19 protein-coding genes and 1 pseudogene are annotated in these 20,574 nt (G+C 47.9%); 8 read left to right on the plus strand and 12 right to left on the minus strand.

The genetic code is table 11. The features are described from left to right. Positions 1 to 15 precede the first annotated feature (15 nt). A complete protein-coding gene (locus AC1RRX_RS04010; protein ID WP_007409209.1) occupies positions 16 to 2,349 on the plus strand; it encodes a YhgE/Pip domain-containing protein in 2,334 nt (777 codons plus the stop codon). Positions 2,350 to 2,411: 62 nt separating this feature from the next. On the opposite strand, the gene fabHB is transcribed toward AC1RRX_RS04010, so the two are convergent. After that, a complete protein-coding gene (fabHB, locus tag AC1RRX_RS04015; RefSeq protein WP_007409208.1) occupies positions 2,412 to 3,389 on the minus strand; it encodes a beta-ketoacyl-ACP synthase III FabHB in 978 nt (325 codons plus the stop codon). A gap of 136 nt (positions 3,390 to 3,525) precedes the next feature. After that, a complete protein-coding gene (locus AC1RRX_RS04020) occupies positions 3,526 to 3,747 on the minus strand; it encodes a hypothetical protein (RefSeq protein ID WP_007409207.1) in 222 nt (73 codons plus the stop codon). A 131-nt stretch (positions 3,748 to 3,878) separates the two neighbouring features. Between AC1RRX_RS04020 and AC1RRX_RS04025 the strand changes: the two genes are divergently transcribed. After that, positions 3,879 to 4,910, plus strand: a complete 1,032-nt coding sequence (locus AC1RRX_RS04025; RefSeq protein WP_258566469.1) for a M42 family metallopeptidase — start codon at positions 3,879 to 3,881, stop codon at positions 4,908 to 4,910. 40 nt (positions 4,911 to 4,950) lie between these two features. On the opposite strand, the gene gltT is transcribed toward AC1RRX_RS04025, so the two are convergent. Together gltT and yhfH are read right to left on the minus strand one after the other, a co-directional pair. Beyond that, a complete protein-coding gene (gltT, locus tag AC1RRX_RS04030) occupies positions 4,951 to 6,240 on the minus strand; it encodes a glutamate/proton symporter GltT (RefSeq protein ID WP_007610442.1) in 1,290 nt (429 codons plus the stop codon). Positions 6,241 to 6,473: 233 nt separating this feature from the next. After that, positions 6,474 to 6,614 carry a protein YhfH gene (gene yhfH, locus AC1RRX_RS04035; RefSeq protein ID WP_012117221.1) on the minus strand — a complete coding sequence of 47 codons (141 nt, stop codon included), beginning with the start codon at positions 6,612 to 6,614 and terminating at the stop codon, positions 6,474 to 6,476. 150 nt (positions 6,615 to 6,764) lie between these two features. Here yhfH and AC1RRX_RS04040 point away from each other — a divergent pair, with 150 nt between their 5' ends. From AC1RRX_RS04040 to AC1RRX_RS04055, 4 genes are all read left to right on the plus strand, one after another. Further along, a complete protein-coding gene (locus AC1RRX_RS04040) occupies positions 6,765 to 7,499 on the plus strand; it encodes an MBL fold metallo-hydrolase (RefSeq protein WP_015239517.1) in 735 nt (244 codons plus the stop codon). Between the two features lie 12 nt (positions 7,500 to 7,511). Continuing rightward, positions 7,512 to 8,507, plus strand: coding sequence for a lipoate--protein ligase (lplA, locus tag AC1RRX_RS04045; RefSeq protein WP_144464076.1), 996 nt, complete (start codon positions 7,512 to 7,514; stop codon positions 8,505 to 8,507). 80 nt (positions 8,508 to 8,587) lie between these two features. Continuing rightward, a complete protein-coding gene (locus AC1RRX_RS04050) occupies positions 8,588 to 9,232 on the plus strand; it encodes an SDR family oxidoreductase (RefSeq protein WP_042635029.1) in 645 nt (214 codons plus the stop codon). Positions 9,233 to 9,364: 132 nt separating this feature from the next. Continuing rightward, entirely contained in the window at positions 9,365 to 10,906 is a 1,542-nt protein-coding gene (locus AC1RRX_RS04055; RefSeq protein WP_007409202.1) for a fatty acid--CoA ligase family protein, read from the plus strand. A 47-nt stretch (positions 10,907 to 10,953) separates the two neighbouring features. Here AC1RRX_RS04055 and AC1RRX_RS04060 read toward each other — a convergent pair whose 3' ends face one another. Beyond that, complete coding sequence (locus AC1RRX_RS04060) at positions 10,954 to 11,349, minus strand: YhfM domain-containing protein (RefSeq protein ID WP_012117225.1); 396 nt, start codon at positions 11,347 to 11,349, stop codon at positions 10,954 to 10,956. 154 nt (positions 11,350 to 11,503) lie between these two features. Between AC1RRX_RS04060 and AC1RRX_RS04065 the strand changes: the two genes are divergently transcribed. Next, complete coding sequence (locus AC1RRX_RS04065) at positions 11,504 to 12,754, plus strand: M48 family metallopeptidase (protein WP_144464074.1); 1,251 nt, start codon at positions 11,504 to 11,506, stop codon at positions 12,752 to 12,754. 44 nt (positions 12,755 to 12,798) lie between these two features. On the opposite strand, the gene AC1RRX_RS04070 is transcribed toward AC1RRX_RS04065, so the two are convergent. Then, entirely contained in the window at positions 12,799 to 13,947 is a 1,149-nt protein-coding gene (locus AC1RRX_RS04070; RefSeq protein WP_007409199.1) for a S8 family peptidase, read from the minus strand. A 489-nt stretch (positions 13,948 to 14,436) separates the two neighbouring features. On the opposite strand from AC1RRX_RS04070, the gene AC1RRX_RS04075 reads away from it, so the two are divergent. Next, complete coding sequence (locus AC1RRX_RS04075) at positions 14,437 to 15,315, plus strand: ABC transporter substrate-binding protein (RefSeq protein ID WP_020955594.1); 879 nt, start codon at positions 14,437 to 14,439, stop codon at positions 15,313 to 15,315. A 15-nt stretch (positions 15,316 to 15,330) separates the two neighbouring features. On the opposite strand, the gene AC1RRX_RS04080 is transcribed toward AC1RRX_RS04075, so the two are convergent. The 6 genes and pseudogenes from AC1RRX_RS04080 to AC1RRX_RS04105 form a co-directional block, all read right to left on the minus strand. Next, the gene (locus AC1RRX_RS04080; protein WP_020955595.1) at positions 15,331 to 15,906 is read right to left on the minus strand and encodes a histidine phosphatase family protein; all 576 of its coding nucleotides are present in this window, start codon (positions 15,904 to 15,906) and stop codon (positions 15,331 to 15,333) included. A gap of 49 nt (positions 15,907 to 15,955) precedes the next feature. Then, the gene (locus AC1RRX_RS04085; protein ID WP_032866169.1) at positions 15,956 to 17,047 is read right to left on the minus strand and encodes an acetyl-CoA C-acyltransferase; all 1,092 of its coding nucleotides are present in this window, start codon (positions 17,045 to 17,047) and stop codon (positions 15,956 to 15,958) included. After that, on the minus strand, positions 17,035 to 18,471 hold the full coding sequence (locus AC1RRX_RS04090) for an acyl-CoA synthetase (protein WP_144464072.1): 1,437 nt from the start codon (positions 18,469 to 18,471) through the stop codon (positions 17,035 to 17,037). Before AC1RRX_RS04090 ends, AC1RRX_RS04085 begins: the two co-directional genes overlap by 13 nt. An 11-nt stretch (positions 18,472 to 18,482) precedes the next feature. Continuing rightward, positions 18,483 to 19,040 (minus strand): biotin transporter BioY, encoded by a 558-nt coding sequence (locus AC1RRX_RS04095; protein ID WP_003155185.1) that lies wholly within the window; start codon positions 19,038 to 19,040, stop codon positions 18,483 to 18,485. A 130-nt stretch (positions 19,041 to 19,170) separates the two neighbouring features. Then, positions 19,171 to 19,686, minus strand: coding sequence for a methyl-accepting chemotaxis protein (locus AC1RRX_RS04100; RefSeq protein WP_370529535.1), 516 nt, complete (start codon positions 19,684 to 19,686; stop codon positions 19,171 to 19,173). A 291-nt stretch (positions 19,687 to 19,977) separates the two neighbouring features. Further along, positions 19,978 to 20,565, minus strand: a pseudogene (locus AC1RRX_RS04105) (protoglobin domain-containing protein); the annotation flags it as partial. Between the last annotated feature and the right edge of the window lie 9 nt (positions 20,566 to 20,574).

A 20,574-nucleotide genomic window follows, 5' to 3' on the forward strand; every position in this document is an offset into this window, starting at 1 on the left:
AAGGAGGCAACAGGGTTGAATACAATAAAAAGCCAGTGGAAAGACATTGTAACGAACAAGAAACTGTTAATCCCCATCATTGCCATATTATTCGTTCCGCTGATTTACAGCGGAGTGTTTTTGAAGGCGTACTGGGACCCGTACGGCACGGTGGATCAGCTGCCGGTTGTCGTTGTCAACCAGGATAAAGGGGCGGACTACGAAGGGAAACATCTTCAGATCGGTGACGACCTTGTGAAAGAGTTAAAGAAAAATGATAATTTTGATTGGCATTTTTCAAGCGATCTTGATCAATCGTTAAAGGACTTATTAAATGCTAAATATTATTTATTGGTCGAGATTCCTGAAGATTTTTCTAAAAACGCCAGCACGGTAATGGATAAAAATCCGAAGAAGCTGGATCTGAAATATCATACGAATGCCGGATCAAACTATGTCGGGGCGACAATCGGGGAAAAGGCGATCGACAAACTGAAAGCCTCCGTGTCGAAAGAAGTGACAGAGCAATACGCAAAAGTCATTTTTGATAACTTTAAAGATATTGCCAAAGGGCTCGGCAAAGCCAGCAGCGGAGCCAAGAAAATAGACGACGGCACGAAAAACGCGAAAGACGGCAGCGCCAAGCTGAAGGAAAATTTAGCGAAGCTTACTGAAAGCACCGCCACCATCGGCGATAAAACACAGCAGCTTGCAGACGGCGCGGCGAAAGTGACAAGCGGAATTCAAACGCTTGACAGCTCTATCGCAAAACTTCAGAGCGCAAGCGCCGAAATTCAAGATAAATCAGGACAGATTGCTTCAGGAGGAGGCCAAGTGGCCAGCGGGCTGAAAACAAGCCTTGACGCACAAAAGCAGCTCCAGCAAAAGCTTCCGGATTTAACGAATGGATTAAGCGCGTTAAACAGCAAGGCGCAGGAAGTGTCGCAAAAAGCGGCGGCATTTGAAGATGCGATCAATTCAGTCAACCTGTCAGACATTGAAAACGCGGTTGGGCAGCTCGAACAGACTGAAAAGGACCTGCAGCAGTTTAAGAAGAAGCTTTCTGATCTGAAAAACAGTCTGGATGCCCGGGATGACGCGGTCAAAAAGGTGATTAAGGACAGTGATTTCTTAACGGATGAGCAAAAAGCGAAACTTGTTCAGCTTCTGAATGAGAAGCTTCCGAAGGCTGACCTTCCGGATTTAGACAATATCGTCAGCCAGCTTCCGTCCGGCGGAGATATTCAGCTTCCGGATATGTCAGTCATAAAAAGCGCGCTCAAAGATGTAAAAGCGAAGGCTGATCAGCTGAAAGCACTGCCTCAGTCCACATCGAAACTGTATAACGGCGCAGCGGCGGTACAAGACGCGATTAACCAGCTGACAGCGGGAACTGATAAATTATACAGCGGAGCGCAGACTGTTTTTGAAAGCCAAAACAAACTGACGGCCGGCATCGGCGAATACAACAGCAAGTTCGGACAGCTCAAATCAGGATCAGAAGCGTTAGTGTCAGGGAGCGGCCAAGTGTCAGGCGGCTTAACGAAACTGCTGGACGCGCAAAACAAAATCCATGACGGCTCGTCCAAAATTGAGCAGGGTCAAGCGTCTCTCGGCACCGGTTTAAGCAAGCTTTTAGACGGCACCGGACAATTGTCCAGCCAGCTGAAAGATGCGGCTGATCAAACCGGGGACATTAAGACAGATGACAAAACGTACAGCATGTTTGCCGATCCGGTAAAAACGGACGATAACGCGATTCATTCCGTGCCTAACTACGGTACCGGACTGACGCCTTATATTCTCTCTATGGGCTTGTATGTCGGCGGATTGATGCTGACGGTCGTATTCCCTCTGAGTGAAGCTTCAGGGCGTCCGAGAAACGGTTTTGAATGGTTCCTCAGCAAATTCAGTGTTATTCTGCTTGTCGGACTGATTCAATCCGTTATTGTCGCCACGGTTCTGTTAAAAGGAATCGGGCTTGATGTGGAAAGCACGTGGAGATTCTATCTCTTTACGATGATTACCAGCATCGCGTTCCTGTCCATGATTCAATTATTGGCGACAACGATGGGGAATCCGGGACGCTTTATCGCTGTCATCATTCTGGTGCTCCAGCTCGGGGCAAGCGGAGGAACCTTCCCGCTTGAACTCCTGCCGGGATTCTATCAAGTGATTCACGGGGCACTGCCGATGACTTACAGCATCAACGGGTTCCGTGCCGTCATTTCAAATGGCGACTACGGCTACATGTGGCAGCAGGCATCCATTCTGTTGGGCATCGCCGTTGTCATGATCGCGCTGACCATCGTGTATTTTACGGTGCAAAGCAAAAAAGAACACAAAACGGAAGAAGAAATAACAGCATAAGAAAAAGAGGCTCTGAGCAGATGCTCAGGGCCTCTTTTTTTTAGATTTCGATCGTCGTACTTTTAAAATCCCCATCTCACCAACAGTCCGGTATACGTCAATCCTCCGCCGAACCCGAATAATACCAGCGTCTGGCCTTCCGACAGTTTTTTTGCTTTCACAGCTTCATCCAATGCGAGAATAATAGAAACCGATGAAGTGTTGCCGTAATATTCAACGCTTGTCAACGTCCGTTCAAGCGGGAAGGGCAGTTTTTCGCAGATGGATTCGATCATCCGCATGTTGGCGCTGTGAGGAACGAACCAATCCAGATCGTCTTTTGAAAAGCCGGCTTTTTCTAAAAGGGCATTGCATTCCTCAGGCACGGTTCTGGCCGCCCATTTATATACTTCGCGCCCGTTTTGCACCATGTTTCCTCCGCCTTTAAGAGGCTCGCCGTTTAATTCTGTGCTCAGTCCCGTGCGATACAGCACGTCCGCGCTTCCTCCCGCTGTTCCTTGCACGGCTGCCAAAAAGCCCGGCGCTGATTCATCGCGTTCCACCAATAGGGCGCCTGCAGCGTCTCCGAAAAGAACGCAGGTCGTCCGGTCAGTATAATCCGTTACCTTTGATAATGTTTCACCGGCAATGACAATCACTTTTTGATGGGAACCGGCGGTAATTAATGCGTCTGCGAGCTGAAGGCCGTAAGTGAGTCCGGCGCATGTGGCGTTAATATCAAGCGCCCCCGTGTGCGGCCAGCCGAAGTAAGCCTGCACGCGTGCCGCGGTGCTTGGAAACGCATAGTCCGCCGTCGTTGTGGCGACAAGGATCATATCGACATCATCAAGAGTTCCGCTGTATCGTTCTGCAAGGTTTTTCACCGCTTCCACACACAAATCCGATGTGAATTCATGTTCGCCGGCAATGCGTCTTTCCTTCATACCGGTGCGCTGGACGATCCATTCATCAGATGTATCGACGATGCGCTCCAAATCCGCGTTTGTTAATCGGCGTGCCGGAGCATATGTACCGATTGCTGTAATTTTAGATTTTGACATGAAAAATCACTCCTTTATATCAGATTATAACACCTGATATTATTACTTGGTACTAATTTTAATAAAAAAACCCAACCAGCATCCGCTGTTTGGGGAGCATGAGATATCTATTTGTAAAACGGGCTTGTGTGAACGATTACCAATGACGGCAGCAGCGGCGGCATGAATGATGATGCTTCTTTTTATCTTTCTTCTTTTTTTCTTTCTTCTTTTTACAAGGGTCTTCTTTTTTCTTTTTACAGTGATCTTTTTCTTTTTTACAGCCCCAGAAGGCTGCACCAGACCAATCATCCTCAAACCAATCCTCAAACCAATCATTATGAAACCTTTTCCGCTTGTGCGGTTTACGGCTGATCATACATTTCCCTCCTATGCTCATGCTCCCTTCATTCTATGAAAAAAGAGAAGGAAAAGATTGGACGGGTTATGGATCAAAAGAGTATATTTTAAGAAGAATAAAATTGATAGGAGGAATGACCTGTGGCAAATATGAAACATACGATGGAACTGATTAAAGAATTGGTGTCGATTCCGAGTCCGACGGGCAATACATACGAGGTTATCGCCTATACAGAAAGTCTTTTAAAAGAATGGGGCGTCTCCTCTTACAGAAACCGCAAAGGCGGTCTTTTTGTCACAATTCCCGGCCGTGATGACAAGAAACACAGATTGCTGACGGCGCATGTCGATACGCTCGGCGCGATGGTAAAGGAGATAAAGGCGGACGGACGGCTGAAGATTGACTTGATCGGCGGCTTCCGGTATCACTCGATTGAAGGGGAATATTGCGAGATCCAAACTTCTTCCGGCAAAACCTATACAGGCACCATCTTAATGCATCAGACTTCAGTGCACGTCTACAAGGACGCCGGCAAGGCAGAGCGGAATCAGGAGAATATGGAAGTCCGCCTTGATGAGCCTGTCCGGACGAAGGAAGAGACGTCCGATCTCGGTATCAGGGTCGGCGATTTCATCTCATTTGACCCGCGCGTGCAGGTTACGCCGAGCGGCTTTATTAAGTCCCGTCATCTTGATGACAAAGCGAGCGTGGCTCTGCTCTTGAATTTAATCCGCCGCATCACGGAAGAGAAAATCGAACTTCCGTATACGACGCATTTTCTGATTTCTAATAATGAAGAAATCGGCTACGGAGGCAATTCCAACATTCCTCCTGAGACCGTCGAATACTTGGCTGTTGATATGGGGGCGATCGGCGACGGCCAGTCTACGGATGAATATACCGTCTCCATTTGCGTGAAGGATGCGAGCGGCCCGTACCATTATCAGCTCAGAAAACATCTGGCCGGGCTTGCGGAGCGCTATGGCATTGATTATCAGCTTGATATTTATCCGTATTACGGTTCTGATGCCTCAGCAGCCATCCGTTCGGGCCATGACATCGTCCATGGGCTGATCGGCCCGGGAATTGACGCTTCACACGCTTTTGAACGCACGCATGAATTATCGCTTCTTAATACGGCGAAGCTTTTGCACCGGTACGTTTTATCGCCGATGGCATAAAAAACCCTGCGCGGAAATCATTCCGTGCAGGGTTTTCATTTTAACCTGAGATGGTTGTGTTTTGTTCTGTTTTGGCGAGGCTCATGACCTTCGCGCCTTTAACGGGATCATACTGGCCTTCCCATTTTGACATCACAACGGATGCCAGCGCGTTTCCGGTCAGATTGACGACCGTACGGGCCATGTCCATAATCCGGTCAACACCGGCGATGAATGCAAGGCCTTCTGCAGGAACGCCGATTGTGCCGAGTGTCGCAAGCAGGACGACGAAAGAAGTCCCGGGCACGGCAGCCATTCCTTTGGAAGTGACCATCAAGACAAGCACAAGGGTAATCTGCTGCCAAATGGTCAAGTCAATGTGGTATACCTGAGCGAGGAATAAAGCGGCGATTGATTGGTACAGCACAGATCCGTCTAAGTTAAAGGTATATCCGATCGGCACAACAAAGGAAACAATACCTTTCGGACAGCCGATTTTCTCCATCTTCTCCATGATGCGGGGGAGTACGGTTTCGGAGCTTGACGTACTGAACGCCAATAAAATTTCATCCTTCATATAGGCGAGGAATTTGAAAATGTTTAAACCGGCAAGCTTTCCGACGATTCCGAATACAACAATGAGAAAGAAAGCCAAAGCTACATATACTAAACCGACCAGTTTACCGAGTGAAAGCAGGGAACTGAGCCCAAATTTGGAAACGGTAACACCGATCAACGCAAAAACACCAAACGGCGCAACTTTCATGACGAGGTTCACAACATGGAACATCGCATGAGAAACACCTTCAAAGAAGGCCAAGACGGGCTTTCCTTTTTCACCGATTGCCGAGATGCCGAGTGCAAACAGCACCGTAAAGCAGATGATGGCAAGCAGATCTCCTTCGGCTAATGATTGGAAGAAGTTTGTCGGTACGATATGCAGGAATGTGTCCGCAACGGATTTACCGCTTTGTTCTTTTTCTGTTTCAACATATTGACTGATATCTGTCTTTTGAGCTTCATGTATATTAACGCCTGCTCCCGGCTGAAACAGATTCGCCAAAGCCAGCCCGAGAATAATGGCAAAAGTGGTAATGATCTCAAAATACAAAATCGTTCTGAAGCCTAATTTTCCGACTTGTTTTCCGCTTCCCGCGCCGGCAACGCCGATGATTAAGCTGGAGACGACAATTGGAATCACTATCATTTTGATTAAGCGTAAAAACAAATCGCCGATAGGCTGTAAATATGTTGGAATGGCGGGATTGCCGTACCAGATGACACCGACTACAACCCCTAGTATGAGTCCGACGAAAATTTGCGTCGCTAGTCCAAAGCGTAATTTTTTCATAGATTACCTCCCGAAGAAAAAAGTGCAATAAGTATCTAAAAAGATAGCTATTAGAACAAATTATAATAGAAAAGAAAACAATCCGTCTATAGAAAAATATAGATTGAATATACTGAATCTTTTAAAACGTACAGATAATTGCTAATAATGGTGAATAACGCCCTATTCAGAAAGTATGATGACGGCCGAAAAAACGGGCGCCGCACAACTTAGAATTGTGCGGCGCCCTATTGTCACATATCCTTAATTTTCAAGCAGTCATTGCACAGATTAATGTGACACTCATACTGCTCAACAATCTCATTTCCGCATTCTTCGCATTTCTTACCGGGTAAATTTCTGAAAAAATCCGACATCTTTTCCAACATACCCATCCCTCTTTCATTGTTTTGTCTCTACATTGTATTATAACAGTTTAAGAAAATCAACGGCTGTTTTGGCACAATGTTTAAAACATGCAATTTGTACGAAAAATAGGTATATTGGAGGAAAGGATCTTTTTATCATAAACATTGGAGGATCATATGAAAGTTACAGTTATTGGGTGCTGCGGCGGGTTTCCGGCCGCAAACGAAGCAACTTCAGGCTATCTGTTTCAGTCCGGCGGCTATTCTCTGCTCGTCGATTGCGGAAGCGCCGTATTATCAAAGCTGTTTGCCTATGTTCCGGCAGAAGAGCTTGATGCCGTCATTTTGTCCCATTATCACCATGATCATATCGCTGATATCGGGCCGCTTCAATTTGCCAAACAGGTCGGCTCCTTTCTCGGAAAAGGGACGCATGCACTGCCGATTTACGGGCATGATGCTGATATAGAACAGTTTGAGCGCCTTACATATAAAACGCATACAAAAGGAGTGGCCTATCAGCCGGACCGCCCGCTTTCTCTAGGTCCGTTCACCATTACCTTTCTGAAAACGGTGCATCCGGTCACTTGTTATGCGATGCGGATTACTGACGGTTCAGCTTCTGTTGTGTATACGGCTGATTCAAGCTACCAGGACGCGTTTATCCCGTTTGCGGAAAATGCCGATCTGCTGATCTGCGAGTGCAATTTTTACGCAGACCAGGACGGCACGTCAGCCGGCCATATGAACAGTTTGGAAGCCGGACGGATCGCGAAGGAGGCCGGAGCGGGGGAGCTGATTCTCACGCATCTGCCTCATTTCGGCGAGCACCGGAAGCTGAAAGAAGAAGCGGAATCCGAGTTCGGGGGCGAAGTGACAATCGCCGCTTCCGGATTGAAGTGGGAGAAATAAAGGAGGAGCACCATGTTATTTATCGACAACCAAAACATAACCGACCCGAGGATCAACCTCGCGATTGAGGAATATTGCGTGAAGCATCTCGACCCTGAACAGACATACCTGCTGTTTTATGTCAATCAGCCGTCGATTATCATTGGGAAGAACCAAAACACAATAGAAGAAATCAATACGAAATACGTAGAAGATAACGGAATCATCGTCGTCCGCAGGCTGTCAGGAGGCGGCGCGGTTTACCATGACCTCGGGAATCTGAATTTCAGTTTTATCACTAAGGATGACGGCGACAGCTTTCACAATTTTAAAAAATTCACCGAACCCGTTATTCAGGCGCTGCGCCAGCTCGGTGTGGAAGCTGAATTAAGCGGCCGAAATGACATCGTCGCGGACGGCAGAAAAATTTCCGGCAACGCTCAATTTTCGACGAAAGGGCGTATTTTCAGCCACGGAACATTAATGCTGGATTCCGCCATTGATCATGTTGTGTCAGCCTTGAAAGTGAAAAAAGACAAAATCGAATCAAAAGGCATTAAGTCGATCAGAAGCCGTGTCGCCAACATCAGCGAGTTTCTTGATGACAAAATGACGGCGGATGAATTCAAAAAGCACCTGCTTCACCATATTTTTAATACAAATGATCTTTCCGAAGTGCCGGAATATAAACTGACCAATGAAGACTGGAAAGCGATCCGGAAGATTTCCGAAGAGCGCTATCAAAACTGGGACTGGAATTTCGGAAGGTCGCCCGCATTTAATCTTCAGCATTCGAAACGTTATCCGGTCGGATCGATTGATCTGCGTCTTGAAGTGAAAAAAGGAATCATTCAGGACTGCAAAATTTTCGGTGATTTCTTCGGTGCGAAAGATGTGAGTGAAGTCGAACAGGCGCTGACCGGAAAACAGTATGACCGAACCGCTATCAAGGAGGCGCTGGCCGGAATCGATCTGAAACAGTATTTCGGCAAAATAGAGCTGGAAGATTTCCTCGAGCTGATTTATTAGAACATTTGCCGAACGCATGATTTGAATCAGCGCCCGTTTTTGTGAAATGATAGAACCATAATGAATGGGGAGGGATCATGATGAAAGTATTTCTCATCGGAGCAAACGGACAGATCGGACAGCGGCTGACCGGGCTGTTTCAAAAAGACGGCACGCATACGCTGCGGGCGATGGTCCGGAAACAAGAGCAGAAAGAAGCGCTTCAAGCCGCGGGAACAGAAGCCGTTCTTGCAGATTTGGAAGGAAGCCCGGAAGACATCGCGAAAGCCGCTGAAGGCTGTGACGCGATTGTGTTTACCGCCGGATCAGGAGGAAGCACCGGATACGATAAGACGCTTTTGATTGATCTTGACGGAGCCGCGAAAGCGATAGAAGCGGCAAAGATAGCAGGCATCAAGCGGTTCATTATGGTAAGCGCCCTTCAGGCTCATAACCGCGGCAATTGGAATGAAGCGCTGAAGCCGTATTACGCCGCAAAGCATTATGCGGATAAAATTCTTGAAGCGAGCGGTCTGACGTATACGATTATCCGGCCGGGCGGGTTATTAAATGATCCCAGCACGGGAAATATCAAAGCCGCGGCCGATTTGGAAAGAGGTTCCATTTCAAGAGACGATGTCGCCAAGACCGTTATCGCATCCCTTGATGAACCGAATACGTATGAAAAAGCATTCGATCTGACGGCGGGCGGCACGCCGGTCAGTGAAGCGCTGAAACAATTATAGTTTCCGGTTTTACGGCACTCGGGGCTTTTTGCCCTTGAGTGTTTTTCTATATTTTTCTATAATAAAAGTGAACGTTTATTCCGGATAAATGAATGACTATTCATTCATTACAATTTTTAAAGGGGTGGGAAAATGAATCTGGTTTCCAAATTGGAAGAAACGGCATCGCAGAAACCGGAAAAACCAGCTTGTCTGTTTCAAGATCAGTACATGACGTATGAGGAGCTGGCAGGTAAAATCAAAGCATTTGCAAACGGCTTGGAGGACAGGGGACTGAAAAAAGGGGATCATCTCGCGCTGCTGCTCGGAAATACGCCTGATTTTGTTATTGCGTTTTTCGGCGCGTTAAAAGCGGGAATTGTCGTCATACCTGTTAATCCGGCATATACACCTTCAGAAATCGCATACATGCTGAAAAACGGCGATGTCAAAGCGATCGCCGGCATCGACCTTTTAATTCCCGTATTTGAAAGCCTGCACGGCTCGCTGCCGCTGCTGGAGCATATCATTATCAGCCAGACAGCAGAGAACGCTCCATCGACAGAAGACCCTCAATTGCGCTTAAAAATGACAACGTTTACAAAAATGCTTCGCCCGGCGGAGCGCAGCAGAACTTATCCGACATTGTCCAAAGATGATACTGCCGTCATTTTATACACCTCAGGGACGACCGGAAAACCGAAAGGCGCCATGCTCACCCATCAGAATCTTTTCTCCAATGCAAATGATGTCGCCGGATACTTAGGAATGAATGAGAAAGACAAAATTGTGGCGGCATTGCCGATGTTTCACGTTTTTTGTTTAACCGTCTGTATGAATGCGCCTCTGATGAGCGGAGCGTGTGTCTTAATCGAGCCGCAATTCAGCCCGGCTTCTGTGTTTAAACTGATTAAAAGCCGTCAGGCAACCATTTTTGCCGGCGTTCCGACGATGTATAACTATCTGTATCAATACGAGCACGGCAAGGCGGAGGATTTTGCGTCCGTCAGACTGTGCATTTCAGGCGGGGCCTCCATGCCGGTCGCTCTGTTGCAGACGTTTGAACAAACCTTTGACGTCACCATTCTGGAGGGGTACGGACTTTCTGAAGCGTCTCCGGTTACTTGTTTTAATCCGTTTGACCGGGGGAGAAAGCCCGGCTCAATCGGGACGAATATTTTACATGTCGAAAATAAAGTCGTCGATACGCTCGGACGCGAATTGCCCGACCATCAAGTGGGAGAATTGATCGTGAAAGGGCCGAATGTGATGAAAGGCTATTACAAGATGCCCGAGGAGACGGAGCACGCGCTGAAAGACGGCTGGCTGTACACGGGTGATTTGGCGAAGCGCGACGAAGACGGTTATTTTTATATCGTCGACAGAAAAAAAGATATGATTCTCGTCGGCGGATACAACGTCTATCCGCGCGAAGTAGAAGAAGTGCTCTACAGCCATGAGGGCATTAAAGAAGCCGTGGTCATCGGCGTTCCTGACGCCAAAACGGGGGAAGCGGTGCATGCTTATATAGTGCCGGGGGACGGTGAGCTGACAGAGCAGGCGGTTTTTGATTACTGTGAAACACATTTGGCAAAATATAAACGGCCGGCGGAAGTGGTTTTTCTTGATGAGATTCCGAAGAACGCGACCGGGAAGCTGCTGAGGCGGGCGGTCCGGGACATGCTTCCGAAATGACGGACGAAAAGCGAAGCCGGGGGCTTCGCTTTTACATGCTGATCCGGTCAGCTCTGCGATTCTTCCTTAATGATGCTTTGCACAAGCTTCGTATCATGCCGGGTCAGTTTGTAATACGTGTTTTTATACTTGTACAGCATATAATTGCCGCCTTCGAGCCACATGCTGAATGAATCGAAACGGTCTTCATGGTATTTGACCGTTCCGTCGTAATCGGGAGATACGCTTTTGGTCAGTTTGACTTGTTTTCCTTGGTTCAAGATATCGAGCATATCTTTTACATTCTGCCTGTCTTTAATTTTGATTTCTTTTTTTCCGTGCTCAGACAGAATAATCAGATCTGCGTTGCTTGATGGAAACACATCGCCGGTCCGGCTGTATACATAAAAGAAAGCAATAACCAAAAGGGCGATTACTACAATAAACGCGATTATTTTTTTCATATTCATCACTCCGTCTTTTAGTCTTTCCCGCTTCCTGTTGTTCCATTCTTTTCTGTTGTGAAAAGATTAACATCCGTTCCGGAGGCTTGGTTCTATTTATTTGCATTTATGCTTACAATAGGAGTAAGTCATCAGGCTAAGGAGGGAGACTTCCATGCGCAAATGGATAGCGGCAGCGGGACTTGCCTATGTGCTGTACGGCCTTTTTTTCTATTGGTATTTCTTTATGACAGGCGACTCCGCCGTCCCGGAGGCCGTAAAGGGAACGAAAGCCGATCCGTCCTCGTTTATGGACCCGGGCCGCCTGGCAGCCGCTGAAAACTTTTCAAATGTAAAGGATTTTTTATTTTTCATCGGAGCGCCGTTAGATTGGTTTTTATTTTTTCTGCTGCTCATTACGGGGCTTGCCAAAAAAATAAAGCATTGGCTGGAAGCCGCGGTGCGCTTTCGGGTGCTGCAAATCGTAAGCTTCGTATTTGTGATTTCACTCATCGTTACGGCGGCTTCGCTTCCGCTTGAATGGATTGGATATCGGGTTTCGCTTGCGTATCATATTTCGACGCAGACAACAGCAAGCTGGATAAGAGACCATGTCATTGATTTCTGGATCAGTTTTCCGCTGATTGCCGTGTGTGTGCTTGTGTTTTACTGGCTGATCACAAAGCATACAAAAAAATGGTGGTTTTACGCTTGGTGTCTTACTGTGCCGTTTACCCTGTTTTTGTTTTTCCTGCAGCCGGTCGTGATTGATCCTTTATACAATGATTTCTATCCGCTGAAAGACAAGGAGCTGGAAAGCAAAATCTTGTCGCTTGCCGACAAAGCCGACATTCCGGCCAGCCATGTTTATGAAGTAAATATGTCGGAGAAAACGAATGCGCTGAATGCGTATGTGACGGGAATCGGTTCGAATAAGCGAATCGTTTTGTGGGATACGACGCTTAACAAACTGAAGGATCGGGAAATTTTGTTCATTATGGGGCATGAGATGGGGCATTATGTGATGAAGCACGTGTACATCGGACTGGCCGGGTATCTGCTGCTGTCATTAGCCGGGTTCTATATCATTGACAAGCTTTATAAGCGGCTGTCCAAATTCTTCGGCCGAATGCTTCATATAAAGGGGCCTGAAGATCTGGCCGCCCTCCCGCTGTTATTGCTGCTCATATCCGTTCTCAGTTTTGCTTCTGATCCGATTACGAATGCCGTCTCCAGGTATCAGGAAAACGCCGCCGACCGCTACGGCATCGAGCTGACCGGAAACCGGGAAGCGGCGATTGAGACGTTTCAGGACTTGGCCGATACGGGACTGAGCCGGGTCAACCCGCCGTTTCTCGTCAAAATTTTCAGAGGGAGCCACCCGTCGATCATGGAGCGGATTGAACATGCGGAGGAAGAAAAATAATAAAAAAACCGGCGGGGCCATGGCCGACGCCGGTTTTTTATGTTTTACTGAGCTGCCGCCTGTACGTTGATCAGCCCTTTTCCGTAGTAGAAAGCATCACCAAGTTTTGTAGTGGTGTTTTCTAAACTGCTGCGGACTTGAGTGTTTGTCCAGTTCGGGTGCTTAGAAAGAATCAAAGCAGCCGCTCCGGCAACGTGCGGAGATGCCATTGACGTACCATTGTACGCGCCGTATTTGTTTCCAGGAAGCGTGCTTTGGATAGAGACGCCTGGTGCCATGACATCAAGCTCAGAACCTACGCTTGAGAAAGATGCTCTTTGGTTGCTGCTGTTAACAGCGCCTACCGCAATGACAGAAGGGTATTTACCAGGGTAGCCCACTGTGCTTGAGCCGCCGGAAGTGCCTTCGTTACCGGCTGCCGCTACGACTACGACGCCGGAAGCAACGGCTTTGTCAACTGCCGCTTTTAACGCTGCAGAACCAGAAGGTCCGCCGAGGCTCATGTTAATAACGTCCATATTGTTTGCGATCGCCCACTCAATTCCGTTAATGATCCAGCTGTACTGGCCGGAACCGTCAGCGCCGAGAACTTTTACAGCGTAAAGAGATGCGCTTGGCGCAACGCCTAATACACCGACTGAGTTATTAAGAGCCGCAACTGTACCGGCAACGTGAGTTCCATGAGAGTTGTAGTCTTGGAAAGGATTTGTTTCAGAAGGAACCATGCTGGCTCCGCCTGCTACTTTTAAATCAGGATGAGAAGAATCGATACCGCTGTCGATAACCGCTACTTTCACATTTGATCCAGTGAAGCCTTGAGAGTGCAGAGCAGGGGCTTTAATTTGTGATACGCCGTAAGGCACGGACTGCGCGTACGCTTTTGCAACGTGATCTTCTTCAACGTAAGCGACGCTTGGGTCTTTTTTCAGCTCTTTTACAGCTTTTTCATTTAATGTAGCTGAAGCTGCGTCTACATATTTGAATTGCTTTTGCACTTTCCCGCCTTTTTCAGAAATGACATCTTTTTTCTTAGCGGCGCTCATCGTGCTCATTGTCTGCTTAAATCCGACAATGTATTTCTTTTCCCCGTTTGATTTCCCTGCCGCCTGGGCAGGAGACGTGCTGCCGAACGCCATCGTAAAGATTAACGCTAAAGCAAACAGCAAACTGATCCATACCTTTTTGCCTCTCACTCTTTATCCTCTCCTTTTTTTCATTTGCAGAACAACCAATAGACAGATTATTCTGTGGATTAATTGTATAGCATGGAATAATATTTTAGTAGACCCAATTTTTTTCAATTTGTTTTATTTCTATTTAGGTATATCATCTCTCTTTCGTTTAATAGGAACCCGAAATATTTAAATTTTAATGGAAAAAACCGATGGAAGGACATGAGTATTTGTACACAGCCGCAATCGCTCTCTTGTTTGCTGGGTCGAACGGTTTGATTCCATTTTTGGAAGCTGCGGCAAAAACAGGATAAATGTCACCTTTTGTTGAATGCAGAAGTCTGATGGAAACGGAAGCGGAATGAAATAAAGCGGCCGGCATGAATCAGTCTTCGGCTTTCTTGACGGAGAAAAGCTGTGAAACCATTTTATAAAAATAATGATAATGAATATCATTGATACTTATATTGTCAATGATATAATTGCGGAAAAACGAAAGAGGGGGAACAGATGAAACAAATGCTCAGTATGCTGATGATCTTATCCGTTCTCTTCATAACGGCATGCTCAGAACAGGAACATGAAACCGCCGTCAGGCACGATCTGGGGACGGCGCATGTGGCTGCGCACCCGCAGCGCATCGCCGTATTGAATGAGGGCTTTATTGATACCCTCCATGATCTCGGCATAAAGCCGGCGGCCGCGGCGGATAACCGGACAGAGCGAAAAGACGGCAGTCCGTCTGTCGGACCACCGTCACACCCTGATTTGAAAAAGATCACTTCGTTAAAGCCCGATCTCATCATTGCAGACTCAAGCCTTCACAGGGGGATATACCGAAAACTGACAAAGATCGCTCCGACAATCGCTTTAAAAAATGAAGCTGCGGATTATCAGGATGCGGTTGACGCTGCCCTTACTATTGAAAAGGCGGTCGGTAAAGATGGCATCATAGAGAAACAATTGTCGGCTCAGGAAGAAAAGCTGAATGACATCAAAAGAAAGCTGGATGCAGAAGGCGGCACGATTTTATTAATTGACGCTGCAAATGACAGCATTTCCGTAAAGGATGATCAGTTTTTTACGTCCCGGCTTTTGACGCTCGCAGGGTTTACCTATGCGGTCCAGACGGATTCCGGCGGGAAATCAGACTCTATCAAGATGGCGCCCGGGCAGCTTTTGCATATCGATCCTGATTACATCGTGCTGTTGGACGGTGAGAAAGAACTCGAAAAAAATCACCTCTGGAAACAGCTGACAGCCGTAAAAAACGGACACGTTTACCGCGCGGACAGGGCGGTATGGACGGAGCGCCGGAGCATTGACGGGGCGGACGCCATATTACATGATCTTCAGAAAAAAATGCTCGCCAAAAAGGCCCAAAACTGAATTCGGGCCTTTTTGTTATGATTCTGATAGGTGGCTGCTTACATTGTAATCTTTGATGCGCCACTTATTTTCAATTCGTTCGATATTGCTTAGGCACGCATTGACAAGCTTTGCGTTTTGGATGCCGGTATCACCGTCAGAAATGGCGGACAAGAGGGCATGAATGGCTGCGCCGTGAGCGACGATCAGAACTTTTTGCTCAGGAAACCGCTCCTGAACTTTCACTAAACCGGCAAGCATTCTGTCTGTCAGCTCTTCTGCTGTCTCCATGTTCGGGTAGTTTTTATCCGGGTAGCGCTTCGACCGTTCCGGTAAAGACATTCCTTCCGCATCACCGTAGCTCCGTTCTCTGAAATCTTCCATGACGACAATGGGAAGATTCAAAAATCCGTTAATAATGTCAGCTGTTTTTCTGGCCCGTTTCATCGGGCTTGAGACGATGACATCCCATTCGGACCCCTTTAAGTACTCTCCTGTTTCTTTCGCCTGACGCTCTCCCGTCGCATTTAACGGAATATCCGATTTGCCTTGAAGCTTCTTTTGGGCATTCCAATCAGTCTCTCCATGTCTTACTAAACAAACGGCAGTCATAAAGTCTCCACTCCGATCATTTTTATCGATATCATCTATTATACTGCCGTTACGTTAACACTTCAAAGAGAAGCGCCAGTCCGACTCCGCCTCCGCTGCCGATCGCTGCTGCTGCGTAGCGGGCATCCGGGCGTCTTTTTGCTTCATAAAAAAGCCGGGTGACAAGCGCCGCTCCGGAAGCCCCGTACGGATGCCCGACGGCCAGAGCGCCGCCCCGGACATTTATTTTAGAATACGGCACTCGAAGCTGCTGTGAAAAAACGCATATTTTGACGGCAAACGCCTCGTTGATTTCGTATATATCAATATCATCCGGTGACAGGTCCCGTTCCTTCAAAAGTTTTTTGACGGCATAAACCGGAGCTGCTGACGGATAATGCGGATGGACGCCGCTTACCGCGCTTCCGATAAAACGCAATCCCGGCTTTAAACCGAGAGACCGCGCTTTTTGTTCTTCCATCACACAAACTGCCGCCGCCCCGTCAGAAATTCCGCAGCTGTTGGCGGCGGTGACAGAGCCTCCGGACTGAAAGACGGGCTTGGCACGGGAGATGAGAGGCTCCATGTTCCGCTTTTTCAGCATGTTTTCGTCAGCGGCGAATCCGTGACAGGGAAGAATTTCCGGGCGGTACAAGCCGTCTTCGTGCGCTTTGACGCTCCGTTCATAGCTGAGAAGGGCATATTCGTCCTGCATCTTTCTCGTTACGCCGTAAGCCTGTGCCGTATACTCTGCTGCTATGCCCATATCAGGATCGCCGATGTGTTCAGGAGAAAAGCGCGCCCGGGATGAGAAAGGGGAACGGCTGCTGCTCTCCGCTCCTCCCGCGATGTATGTGCTCCCCGCACCGGCTTTAGCAAAGTGGCACGCGACCCTCACGGCGTCCAGTCCGGAGCCGCACTGCCTGTCGATGGTCGTACCGGACACGCTCAAAGGAAGTCCGGCGGCCAAGGCTGACAGCCGGGCGAGATTCCCGCCGCGGCCCGTCGCGTTTCCGATCAGGACTTCATCAATGTCTTCGGGCATGTTCCGGCTCAAATGGCGGATCAGCGGAGCTGCCAAATCTTCTGGGAGACAGTCTTTTAACAGGCCGTTTTCCCGGGCGAAAATCGTCCGTTTCGCATCCGTAATTACAGCTTCCATTCCATCATGTCCTTTGCCTGCTTTTGTACGGCGGCACGGGCGATCTTTCCGCCGGCTGTTTCCGGTATTTCTGAAAACAGCCACTTTTTCGGGATTTTATATGCCGCCAGCTGCTCGCGGCACTGTTTCTTCAGTTCCTTTACATTTGCATCTCCGTCGATCACCGCAACGGCGATGCTGCCCCAATAATCATCAGGAATGCCGATGACGGCCGCTTTTCTGACGCCCGGACAGCGGTTGAGCACACGTTCTATCTCTTCCGGGAATACATTCAGGCCGCCTGATACGATCATCCCGTTTTCACGTCCTTCGATATAAAGATAGCCTTCACGATCAATATATCCCATGTCATCAACCGTCATCCAGCCGGAATCATCAGGTTTTGCGCCGTTGATGTATCCGGAAAATTTCATCGGGCTGTTCACAAAAATCTTCCCCGTTTCGCCCGGCATGCAGCGTTCTCCGCCGGGCCGGCGGATTTCGATTGTAACTTTTTCAAACGGGCGGCCCGCCGCGTCAGGCTTTCGGGCGCTGTCTTCAGGCGATAAGAACGCCACGAAACTCAGCTCAGACGTTCCGTAAAAATCGTACAACCGCAAATGGGGATAGCGCTCTGACAGCGCTTGTTTAGACGAAGCGGGCCAGTCTGCACCGGAAGAAATCACCTTGAGCGGTGTATCCGGAAACGACTCTAGTGAGAGCAGGGCGTCCGTCATTGTCGGAACGGTATATAGAACGTCAGCTTGTCTGAGCCGGTCTTTCATTCCGGCCGGGTTGAATTTTCTTTGAAGGATGACGGTTCCGCCGATAAACAAAGTGCTGACGGCGCCGTATAAAAAGTGTGACGAGCGAAGCATGCCCGGTACCAGCACTTTGTCATCAGGGGAAATGCCGAATTCACGTTTCGTACAAGAAAAGCTCTCCAGCCACGAACGGTGAGAGCGGGTGAAGGCTTTCGGCTTACCGGTCGATCCCGAGGTGAATCCGGTATAAAAGGGCAGGCCGGCGTTTTTGATAAAAGCGCCTTCCATTTTTTCCGCCTCGATCAAAGGCCTGCATTCATCCCACAGGATGACAGGCGTTTTGACGCCGTCCAGTCTGCCGCTCAGCCGGCGGTCACAGATGACGAGGCCGGTTTTGCTGATGTTCAGCTGGTCCGCGAGTTCCGCCGCTGCCGAGCGGGGATCTAACGGAACCGCCGTGCAGCCGGCATGCGCCGCCCCTGCGAAAAGTTGTAAAAAAGGGATGCCGTTCGGCAGTAATATTGCAATGTTTTTCGGCTTACCTAAAAGGCTGCCAAGCCAGTTTGCGGTTTGGTTAACCAGCCTGTTCCAAGTTTGATAGGTGATCTGTTCTGTTTCTGTCTGAATTGCGATCTGTTCCGGCGCTTGTCCGGCTGTATCTGAATATGATGATGTAATCATGATGACTAAAATCAGCTTCCTTTCGTCGGCAAAAGCCGGCTTGCTTGAAGAGTTTTTCTGATTCTTACGGCTGCGAATGAGGCTGCGGCCGCTTTAAGCAGATCTCCGGGCACATAGATGAGGCTGAGCTTTACGGCAGTTAAGATATCAATGTGCATCATAAAAGCCTGAACGGGAATGCCGATGACATACAAAAACAGCACGCCGAACAAGAACTGTCTGATAAACAAATGGGGGACAGCAGCTGAGCGAAGGCCTTGGATGCTGAGGCTCAGCAGTAATGCCGCCAGCGGATATGCGATGAGATATCCGGCGCTCGGCCCGAAAAAAACCCCGAACCCGCCTCTGCCGCCTGAAAGGAGAGGCGCTCCGCATGCCACAATCAGCAAAAAAAGCAATTGGCTTAAAAACGCCGCTTTCGGTTTTAGGATGCTTCCCGATAAGAGCACTCCGATCGTCTGGAGCGTAATCGGAACCGGCGTAAAGGATAAGAAAAGCGGCGGGAGCAGCCCCAAAAGTCCCATAATGGCGGTAAACACGGCAATATGCATCATTTCTGTCAATTTCATTATGTATTCCTCCAGCTTATCAAAATATGTTTATACAATAAAGCGAGTCTTTATATATGTCAACTCTATTATATTTTAAGTTAACATTAAAAAGACCGGCCCTTTATGAAAAAGGCCGATCGGTTTGTCTTTATTCTTCTGTAAGGATAACAAGTGAATCAACGGATGATGCAACGTGGGAAACGGCGCGGCTGACTTCTTGAAGGCCGCCGAGAAAGGCCTGCAAATCAACGTCGATTTTGCCTGTCTGGTCTTTGCTCGTTTTCATGCTTTGGACGATGTCATCAAACAGACGGTTGATCTGCGCCATTTTTTCTTTCGTTTCACTTACAAGTCCGTTTACATCTTTAATATGTTTGGACACGATGTTGATTTGTGTATTAGTATTGTTCACAAGCTCTGATACGGTGGAAACGGTTTTTTTCGTATCCTCTGAAAGCTTTCTTACCTCCGTCGCGACAACGGCGAACCCTTTGCCGTGCTCCCCGGCTCTCGCGGATTCTATTGAAGCGTTGAGTGACAGGAGATTCGTTTGCTCGGCGATCCCCGTCACGATGCCGAAGATTTTTTCGATCTGCTGGGCGATGTCATTCAGCTTGTCCATTTCTTCTTCAATCTGCAGAAGGCTGGCGTCGATTTTATTCATCTGCTGCTGCTGGCTTTCAAGCTCTTTTTTCCCGCCGATTGATTTTTCTTCGACATGTACGGAAGTGACGGTGCCGGCTTTTGACGCCTCGGAAATGCCCTCGGATTTATCGACCAGCTCCTGCACGGCTCTGCTCGTTTCTGAAAACAAATCAGCGAGTGATCCGGATGTTTCCTGGATTTTTTGATGAAGACGGGCTTTCTTTTCCTCTTGTTCGTCACGCTGGCAGTTATATTCGCTCTGGAATGCTTCAAGGACGAGCTGCTGTTCAAGATTCAATATTTTCGTCGTCGCTTTGATCGCTTTTAAAAGCTCATGCAAATCCGGAATGGTTGCTTCATATATGTTCATCATCGACAGAAGCAGATCCTGAAACGCTCCCATATACCATTTCGGTTCAAGGCCGATCCGCAAATGGATGGAAGCGATGCGCTGTCTTTTTTCAATGAATTCATCATCAATCGTGCCGGCAAACATCTCATGGATATGACGCCGTAATGTTTTTTTCAGGCGCTCGACCGTGCTGTGGTCGTTAATGATCGTCATTAATGATTTTTCGTGATCCAGGTTTCGGTAAAAGGAATCGACGATTGTTGAGATATGTTCTTTAATTAACGGCTGCAGCTCTTCAAGCACATGAAGTTCTTCGTTTCCAAGCCTGACCATTTTCAGCTGTTTTTGGACATCTGCATATTGATTTGAAAGCGCGATGCGTTTTTTTCCATCGGCTTCCGAAAAATAAGCTGTTTCTTTTTTGCGGTCTTTTTTAAATAACAATATAAGTTCCCCCAGATATTCTCTTTTTCTTTTTATCGGTATGGAAGGAACTTGAATGAAGGAATCTGATAAAAATATTTTAATGCAAAAAAATAAAACCATTCGTACAGA

It is taken from the genome of Bacillus sp. GW821-FHT11D08, assembly GCF_058808515.1.

Coding starts and splice junctions, on each gene's coding strand:
- AC1RRX_RS04100 (WP_370529535.1), bottom strand. CDS start 19,686: ATGAATAAAATCGACGCCAGCCTTCTGCAGATTGAAGAAGAAATGGAC.
- AC1RRX_RS04050 (WP_042635029.1), top strand. CDS start 8,588: ATGAAAGTATTTCTCATCGGAGCAAACGGACAGATCGGACAGCGGCTG.
- yhfH (WP_012117221.1), bottom strand. CDS start 6,614: ATGGGTATGTTGGAAAAGATGTCGGATTTTTTCAGAAATTTACCCGGT.
- AC1RRX_RS04065 (WP_144464074.1), top strand. CDS start 11,504: ATGCGCAAATGGATAGCGGCAGCGGGACTTGCCTATGTGCTGTACGGC.
- fabHB (WP_007409208.1), bottom strand. CDS start 3,389: ATGTCAAAATCTAAAATTACAGCAATCGGTACATATGCTCCGGCACGC.
- lplA (WP_144464076.1), top strand. CDS start 7,512: ATGTTATTTATCGACAACCAAAACATAACCGACCCGAGGATCAACCTC.
- AC1RRX_RS04085 (WP_032866169.1), bottom strand. CDS start 17,047: ATGGAAGCTGTAATTACGGATGCGAAACGGACGATTTTCGCCCGGGAA.
- AC1RRX_RS04020 (WP_007409207.1), bottom strand. CDS start 3,747: ATGATCAGCCGTAAACCGCACAAGCGGAAAAGGTTTCATAATGATTGG.
- AC1RRX_RS04080 (WP_020955595.1), bottom strand. CDS start 15,906: ATGACTGCCGTTTGTTTAGTAAGACATGGAGAGACTGATTGGAATGCC.
- gltT (WP_007610442.1), bottom strand. CDS start 6,240: ATGAAAAAATTACGCTTTGGACTAGCGACGCAAATTTTCGTCGGACTC.
- AC1RRX_RS04095 (WP_003155185.1), bottom strand. CDS start 19,040: ATGAAATTGACAGAAATGATGCATATTGCCGTGTTTACCGCCATTATG.
- AC1RRX_RS04060 (WP_012117225.1), bottom strand. CDS start 11,349: ATGAAAAAAATAATCGCGTTTATTGTAGTAATCGCCCTTTTGGTTATT.
- AC1RRX_RS04055 (WP_007409202.1), top strand. CDS start 9,365: ATGAATCTGGTTTCCAAATTGGAAGAAACGGCATCGCAGAAACCGGAA.
- AC1RRX_RS04025 (WP_258566469.1), top strand. CDS start 3,879: ATGAAACATACGATGGAACTGATTAAAGAATTGGTGTCGATTCCGAGT.
- AC1RRX_RS04075 (WP_020955594.1), top strand. CDS start 14,437: ATGAAACAAATGCTCAGTATGCTGATGATCTTATCCGTTCTCTTCATA.
- AC1RRX_RS04090 (WP_144464072.1), bottom strand. CDS start 18,471: ATGATTACATCATCATATTCAGATACAGCCGGACAAGCGCCGGAACAG.
- AC1RRX_RS04040 (WP_015239517.1), top strand. CDS start 6,765: ATGAAAGTTACAGTTATTGGGTGCTGCGGCGGGTTTCCGGCCGCAAAC.